This is a genomic window from Micromonospora sp. U56, from assembly GCF_018070095.1.
In the GTDB taxonomy this organism is placed as follows: Bacteria; Actinomycetota; Actinomycetes; order Mycobacteriales; family Micromonosporaceae; genus Micromonospora; species Micromonospora purpureochromogenes.
In genome coordinates, this window is the sequence record NZ_JAGPYL010000203.1 from 1 (window position 1) to 6,431 (window position 6,431).

General features: G+C 74.9%; 8 protein-coding genes and 1 pseudogene. 3 read left to right on the plus strand and 6 right to left on the minus strand.

Going from position 1 to position 6,431, the window contains the following annotated elements; genetic code table 11:
- The 3 genes from KBX37_RS32960 to KBX37_RS32970 form a co-directional block, all read right to left on the minus strand.
- Nucleotides 1–763 (minus strand): hypothetical protein (locus tag KBX37_RS32960; RefSeq protein ID WP_210779736.1); only part of this gene is annotated, 763 nt, incomplete at its 3' end.
- Between the two features lie 10 nt (nt 764–773).
- Nucleotides 774–1,034 (minus strand): hypothetical protein, encoded by a 261-nt coding sequence (locus KBX37_RS32965; protein ID WP_210779737.1) that lies wholly within the window; start codon nt 1,032–1,034, stop codon nt 774–776.
- Nucleotides 1,035–1,258: 224 nt separating this feature from the next.
- Nucleotides 1,259–1,654 carry a hypothetical protein gene (locus tag KBX37_RS32970; protein ID WP_210779738.1) on the minus strand — a complete coding sequence of 132 codons (396 nt, stop codon included), beginning with the start codon at nt 1,652–1,654 and terminating at the stop codon, nt 1,259–1,261.
- A gap of 122 nt (nt 1,655–1,776) precedes the next feature.
- Here KBX37_RS32970 and KBX37_RS32975 point away from each other — a divergent pair, with 122 nt between their 5' ends.
- From KBX37_RS32975 to KBX37_RS32985, 3 genes are read left to right on the plus strand one after another with little or no spacing between them, the layout of a single operon-like run.
- Complete coding sequence (locus KBX37_RS32975) at nt 1,777–4,329, plus strand: ATP-dependent Clp protease ATP-binding subunit (protein ID WP_210779739.1); 2,553 nt, start codon at nt 1,777–1,779, stop codon at nt 4,327–4,329.
- Nucleotides 4,330–4,343: 14 nt separating this feature from the next.
- Nucleotides 4,344–4,508 carry a hypothetical protein gene (locus tag KBX37_RS32980; protein ID WP_179804587.1) on the plus strand — a complete coding sequence of 55 codons (165 nt, stop codon included), beginning with the start codon at nt 4,344–4,346 and terminating at the stop codon, nt 4,506–4,508.
- Nucleotides 4,508–4,858 (plus strand): DUF3140 domain-containing protein, encoded by a 351-nt coding sequence (locus tag KBX37_RS32985; protein WP_210779740.1) that lies wholly within the window; start codon nt 4,508–4,510, stop codon nt 4,856–4,858. The genes KBX37_RS32980 and KBX37_RS32985 overlap by 1 nt, the downstream gene beginning before the upstream one ends.
- A gap of 22 nt (nt 4,859–4,880) precedes the next feature.
- On the opposite strand, the gene KBX37_RS32990 is transcribed toward KBX37_RS32985, so the two are convergent.
- From KBX37_RS32990 to KBX37_RS33000, 3 genes and pseudogenes are all read right to left on the minus strand, one after another.
- Nucleotides 4,881–5,120 (minus strand): hypothetical protein, encoded by a 240-nt coding sequence (locus tag KBX37_RS32990; protein ID WP_210779741.1) that lies wholly within the window; start codon nt 5,118–5,120, stop codon nt 4,881–4,883.
- A 19-nt stretch (nt 5,121–5,139) separates the two neighbouring features.
- A complete protein-coding gene (locus KBX37_RS32995; protein ID WP_210779742.1) occupies nt 5,140–6,120 on the minus strand; it encodes a LysR family transcriptional regulator in 981 nt (326 codons plus the stop codon).
- 67 nt (nt 6,121–6,187) lie between these two features.
- Nucleotides 6,188–6,431 (minus strand): annotated as a pseudogene (locus KBX37_RS33000) (hemerythrin domain-containing protein); the annotation flags it as partial.

Sequence of the window (6,431 nt, forward strand, 5' to 3'; positions counted from 1 at the left end):
GACCTGGGCCGGCTGCGGCGCGGGGCGGGGGCATCCGGCAGACCCGGGTGAGCAGGGTGTCCAGCACCGGCGGCGGCAGCCCGGGGAGCAGGTCGCGGACCCGGCCGTCCAGCTCGCGCCGCAGCCGGCCCAGGTCGTCGGCGCGGGGCGGGTGCCCGAGCAGTTCCCCGGCCAGGTCGCGCAGCAGCGGCGGGGCCACCGCGGCCAGCCCGAGGCCGACGTCGGCGTGGGCCGTGCGCAGTTCCCGGTGCAGCCGGTCCCGGTCGCCGGAGCGGACCCCGGTGACCACCCGGCGCAGCAGCTCCCGGGAGTCGGCGATTCGCTCGTCCGGCTCGTCCGGCGGGCCCTCCCGGCCTCCGGTCAGCTCCGCCACCCGCACCGACCACCAGCGTTTGACCGTCGGGTCGGCCGGCGGTCGCGGTGCCGAGCCGGTCGGCGGCGCGGCGTCCCCGCGGGGCGCGTCGTGCCTCGGCTCGCGGCGGGCCGGCGCCGCCGGCGGCGCGCCGTCGTGGGCCAGCCCGATCGCGGCCAGGTACGCCGACAGCTGCTCCTGGGCCACCCGCAGCGCGTGCCCGGCGGCCTCCGCGTGCTCGGTGGCCGCGGAGAGCTCCGGCACCCCCATCGGGTTGGCCGACTCCTGCCGGACCCAGCGCAGCCGCTCGGTGGCCTGGCCGAACTTCTCCAGCGCCTGGGCCAGCGGCGCCAGCGGCAGCTCCTCGGCGGCGGCGCGCACCTGGGCCCCGACGTCCTCGATGATGGACATGGCCGTCCGCTCAGAGCGTCGAGACGTAGAGCTGCGCCTGCTCGACCGCGACGAGGGTCGCGGCGAGACACTCCTCCAGCTCCTGGCCGGCCTGGGTCAGCGAGGCCTGCGCGCTCTCCACCGTCTCGTGCCCGCTGCCCTCCAGCGCCCCGGCCAGGGTCTGCTGCGCCTCGGAGAGCTTCTCACCGGCCGCCTGCACGGCGCTCTGCCCGTCACCGATCTGTTGGAGGGCGACCTCGATGGCTGCCTTCAGCTCGGCGACGCTCGCCACGGTGACCTCCTGGGGGCGGGGAGACGTCCATTACAACGCATACCCGTGGGTAGCGAACATCCGCCCTTGTCGCCGTTCCCGCCCTGGTGTCCGGTTATCCCCGTGACCTGCGGGAAAGCGCCCGCCGCCGGACCGTCCGGTCCCACCAGGGGTTCCCCCGGTCCCGCCCACGGGACCGTCCGACCGCCGCGCGAACTCCCTGCTCACGGGGGCGGGCCGGCGGATCAGGTGGTGGGGTGGGTGTGCTCGCGCAGCCAGCGCGGGCCGTGCAGCTCCGCGCCGAGGGCCGCCACCCGGTCGCGCAGCTCCCGGTCGGAGGTGACCACCAACCGGCGCCGGTCCGGCGCGTCGCGCACCAGCGCCACGATGGCGTCGTCACCGGAACCGGGCGCCGGAACCGTGTGCACCCCGGCCATTCCGGGCACCTCCCGCGCCGCGCCCTCCACCACCAGCACCACCTCCACCGGCGGCGGCAGCTCCGGCGGCAGCCCCCGGTCGGCCAGCGGCGCCAGGGCGTCGCGCAACCGGGCCGCCGCCCCGGCCCGGTCCCGCCACCAGCCGTCCGGGCGGGAACCGACCACGTTGGCGCCGTCGACGATCAGCAGCGGGCGGGAGTCCATGCCCCCAGCCTGCCATCCCCTGGCGTTTGTCGCGCCGGCCGCCGGGTAGCCACCGGCGACCGTGCCGCGCCCGCGGTGTCGCCCTCGGCGACCGTGCCACGCCCCGACTGCGGAGGACAGAGATGATGGGACCCGGTGACTACGGCTCCGACCCCTGGGACGAATTCCTGGCCCGGTACTTCGGCCGGGGTGAGGGCGGACGCCGACCGGCCCACCGGGTCGACATCACCCGGCTGATGACCGCCGACGCCCGGGAGATGCTGGCCGACGCGGCCCGGCGGGCCGCCCAGAAACACAGCAACGACCTGGACACCGACCACCTGCTCTGGGCGGCGCTGCAACGCGAGCCGCTGCGCGACCTGGTACGCCGGGCCGGCGCTGACCCGGACGCCCTGGTCAACGCCCTCGGCGGGCGGGGCGACGGCGCGCCCGGGGGCGAGGTGCCGACGAACCTGTCGCTCACCCCCGCCGCCAAGCGGGCGCTGCTCGACGCCCACCAGCTGTCCAGGGCGATGGGGGCGAACTACATCGGCCCCGAGCACATCCTGATGGCGCTGCCGCTCAACCCGGAGTCGCCCGCCGGCCGGATGCTCGCCGCCGGCCGGATCCAGCCCGAGTCGTTGCAGGCGGCCAGCGCGGAACGGGGACCGATGGGCGGGCCGAAGCCCGACCGGGGCACCCCGACCCTCGACCAGTACGGGCAGGACCTCACCGAGCTGGCCCGGATGGACCAGATCGACCCGGTGATCGGGCGGGCCGACGAGATCGAGCAGGCCGTGGAGATCCTGTCCCGGCGGACCAAGAACAACCCGGTGCTGATTGGTGAGGCCGGCGTCGGCAAGACCGCGATCGTGGAGGGGCTGGCCGAGCGGATCTGCGACGGCGACGTGCCGCAGACCCTGCTCGGCAAGCGGGTGGTGCAGCTCGACCTCGCCGGCCTGGTCGCCGGCACCCGCTACCGGGGCGACTTCGAGGAACGGCTGAAGAAGGTCATCGAAGAGATCCGGGCGCACCGGGACGAGCTGATCATCTTCATGGACGAGATCCACACCCTGGTCGGCGCGGGCGGCGCCGGCAGCGAGGGCGGCATGGACGCGTCCAACATGCTCAAGCCGGCGCTGGCCCGCGGCGAGCTACGGGTGATCGGCGCGACCACGCTGGACGAGTACCGCAAGAGCATCGAGAAGGACGCCGCGCTGGCCCGCCGCTTCCAGCCGGTCCTGGTGCCGGAGCCCAGCGTCGAGGACACCGTCGCCATCCTGCGTGGCCTGCGCGACCGGTACGAGGCGCACCACCAGGTCCGCTTCACCGACGAGGCGCTGGTCGCGGCCGCCGAACTCGCCGACCGGTACATCGCCGACCGCTTCCTGCCGGACAAGGCGATCGACCTGATCGACCAGGCCGGTGCGCGGGTGCGGCTGCGTACCCGCACTCCCGACGCCGACGTGCGCGAGCTGGAGCAGCAGCTCGACGAGGTGCGCCGGGACAAGGAACAGGCGGTCGCCGACGAGCAGTACGAGCGGGCCTCCGCGCTGCGCGACCGGCTCGCCGAGGTCGAGGAGCAGATCCGCCGCGCCCGGGGCGACGAGGGCGCCGGCCGCGTCCCCTCGGTCGGCCCGCAGGAGATCGCCGAGGTGGTCTCCCGCGCCACCGGCATCCCGGTCAGCCAGCTCACCGAGGAGGAGCGGGACCGGCTGCTGCGGCTGGAGGGGCAGCTGCACGAGAAGGTCGTCGGCCAGGACGAGGCGGTCACCGCGGTGGCCGAGGCGGTGCGCCGCTCGCGTACCGGGTTGGCCGACCCGAACCGGCCGATGGGCAGCTTCCTCTTCCTCGGCCCCACCGGCGTCGGCAAGACCGAGCTGGCCCGGGCCCTGGCGGATGCGCTCTTCGGCGAGGCCGACCGGATGGTCCGGGTCGACATGAGCGAGTTCCAGGAGCGGCACACCGTCGCCCGGCTGGTCGGGGCGCCCCCCGGCTACGTCGGGTACGAGGAGGCCGGCCAGCTCACCGAGGCGGTGCGTCGCCGCCCGTACGCGGTGGTGCTGCTCGACGAGATCGAGAAGGCGCACCCGGACGTCTTCAACATCCTGCTCCAGGTGCTCGACGACGGCCGGCTCACCGACAGCCAGGGCCGGACGGTGAACTTCAAGAACACCGTCCTGATCATGACGAGCAACCTGGGCTCGGAGCTGATCACCGGCACCACCCGCGCGGTGGGCTTCGAGGCCGGCGCGCCCGGCGGCACCCAGGAGAGCGACGAGCTGCGCGAGCGGCTGATGCGCCGCCTCCAGGAGAACTTCCGCCCGGAGTTCCTCAACCGGATCGACGAGACGATCATCTTCCGCCGGCTGGAGGCCCAGCAGCTGCGGCAGATCACCGAGCTGCTGCTGGAGGACACCCGCCGCCGGCTGCACGCCCAGGACGTCCAGATCGAGTTCACCACCGCCGGCGTCGACTGGCTCGCCGAGCACGGCTACCAGCCGGAGTTCGGCGCCCGGCCGCTGCGCCGGGTGATCCAGCGGGAGGTCGACAACCGGCTGTCCCGGATGCTGCTGGAGCACCAGATGTCGCCGGGGCAGAAGATCACCGTCGACGCGCGCGACGGTCAGCTCACCTTCGACGTGGCCGCGGGAGAGCGGGGCTACAGCCCGGCCTCGACGTCCCACCCGCGATGACCCGGAGGACGGAGATGACCGAACCCGAGGAGAGCGACGAGGAGACCGACCGCACCGAACCGATCCTCGCGCCGCCGACGGCGAACCCGGCCCGGGTGCAGGTGCCGCCGGAGGGCCTGAAGCAGCAGACCGACGACGGGAGCCCGGCGCCGTCCGGGCCACCGGAAGAGGAGGCGTGATGGTACGCGAGCAGCGACTCGACCCCGAGGTCGAGGTGATCTGGGACGACTTCCACGCCGAGGTGAACGTCCCCTCCGAACAGTTGCGGCAGTGGCTGTTGACCCGGGGCTCGGGGGAGGAGTCGTTCGGCCCGAACCCGAGCATGGACCTGCCCGAGCCGGGCCGGCAGATCCTGCGGGTGCTCAGCAAGCGCAAGGTGGACCTGACCCCGGAGGACATCGAGGTGATGCGGGAGGCGATCGACCGGATCCGGGCGCTGACCGCGGAGAAGCCGCGCGGCGGCAACGCCGACGACGAGTGGCGGCACTCCCTGCTCGACCTGGGCCACGACGTCCTGGTCGAACGCTGACGCGCACGGGCGGCGGCTCGCGCTACGGCTCGGTGCCGAGGCTGGGCAGCTCCAGGCCGGCGGCGGTGGCGGCGGCCTGCCGCTCGGCCCGGGTCTGCTCCTCCTGGGTGACCAGGTTGGCGTACTCGGTGATGTCGGCCGGATCGGGCACTGCCGGCAGCCGACGCAGGAACGCCTCGAGGTCCCGGACGGCGGCGGAGTGCGCGGCGGCCGCCTGACGCAGCAGTTCCCGCTCGTCGACGTCGGGGTAGCGATCGGTCATGGGGTCCAGGTACCCGCCGTCAGGCGATTCGCACCCCGCCGACCGGTCGGGCCCCGAACTCCGGGTGGCGCAGCAGCCAGGCCAGGTAGTCGGGGTGCGGCGCCAGCGAGTCGGTGTACGCCGCCACCGCCGTCTCCAGCACCGGCTCGGCGACCCGGGCGGCGGGGGACTCGGGGTGCCAGCCGAGCAGCAGCCGCCAGCGCAGCGGCACGCCGGCCAGCCGGCGGGTGACCAGACCGTCGACCGGGCGGAAGGTCGCCTGGCACAGCGCCACCGCCTCGCCGGCGTCGACCAGGTCCACGCAGCCGCGCACGTCGGTCTCGTACACCTTGCGGGGGGTGAAGCCGGCCCGGGCGCAGGCGGCGGCGAAGCAGTCGCCGAAGCAGCCCTCGCCCGGCGCGGCCACCCACTGTTCGCGGCGCAGCTCGGCCAGGCCGATCTCCTCCCGGCCGGCCATCGGGTGGCTGGTCGGCAGCAGCACCAGCACCGGGTCGACCGCCACCTCCCGCCAGCAGAGCCCGAACTCCGGGGGCGGCGTCGCGTCGCCGCAGACCCCGGTGAGCGCGAAGTCGAGCCGCCCGCCGGCCACCAGTCCGGCCAGCTCCGCGGCCGACCAGGAGGCGTACGTGGTGATCTGCGCCTGCGGCTGCTCGGCGACCAGCCGGTGCACCAGCCGGCCGAGGATCGGGCTGTTCACCCCGCCGAAGCGGTACCGGCCCAGGCTGTCGTCCGCCCCGGCCAGCCGGGCCGCCTCGTCCTGGAGCCCCTTCATCGCCGGCAGCAGCACCCGGGCCCGGGCCAGCACCAGCTCGCCCAGCGCGGTGGGCCGGGCGCCGCGCCGGTCGCGTTCGAACAGCGGGCCGCCGAGCGTGCGCTCGATGCGCTGGAGCTGCGCGGTCAGGGCCGGCTGGGCCAGGCCCAGGGTGGACGCGGCCTTGGTCACGCTCCCCGTCTCGGCGATCGCGCAGACGACCCGCAGGTGTCGCAGCTCCAGATTCATAACGTGACGGTAGGACCACGGCACGGGCCGGCGGAAGAGCCTGGGCGGATCGGCGTCGGACGATGGATCAGTCGCGCGTGTCGCGCTTCAGGTCGGCGAGGTACGTCCGCCGCCCGGTGACCGCGTCGCGCACCTTGTCCACCACGCCCAGCGCCGGCTCGACCACCCGGTTCCAGGGCGGGGTGGCCGGCGTACCGGGGTGCGGGCGGGTGGGGGCCGCCTCCTCGGCGATCTCCCACCGGTTGCCCAGCCGGATCAGCTCCGCGTCGGTGGCCACCTCGCGCAGCGGGGTGATCAGCGCCGACACGGCC

Excerpts from the sequence above, each read along its gene's own strand:
- KBX37_RS32970 (WP_210779738.1), bottom strand. The coding sequence starts at position 1,654 with ATGGACTCCCGCCCGCTGCTGATCGTCGACGGCGCCAACGTGGTCGGT.
- KBX37_RS32975 (WP_210779739.1), top strand. The coding sequence starts at position 1,777 with ATGATGGGACCCGGTGACTACGGCTCCGACCCCTGGGACGAATTCCTG.
- KBX37_RS32980 (WP_179804587.1), top strand. The coding sequence starts at position 4,344 with ATGACCGAACCCGAGGAGAGCGACGAGGAGACCGACCGCACCGAACCG.
- KBX37_RS32985 (WP_210779740.1), top strand. The coding sequence starts at position 4,508 with ATGGTACGCGAGCAGCGACTCGACCCCGAGGTCGAGGTGATCTGGGAC.
- KBX37_RS32990 (WP_210779741.1), bottom strand. The coding sequence starts at position 5,120 with ATGACCGATCGCTACCCCGACGTCGACGAGCGGGAACTGCTGCGTCAG.
- KBX37_RS32995 (WP_210779742.1), bottom strand. The coding sequence starts at position 6,120 with ATGAATCTGGAGCTGCGACACCTGCGGGTCGTCTGCGCGATCGCCGAG.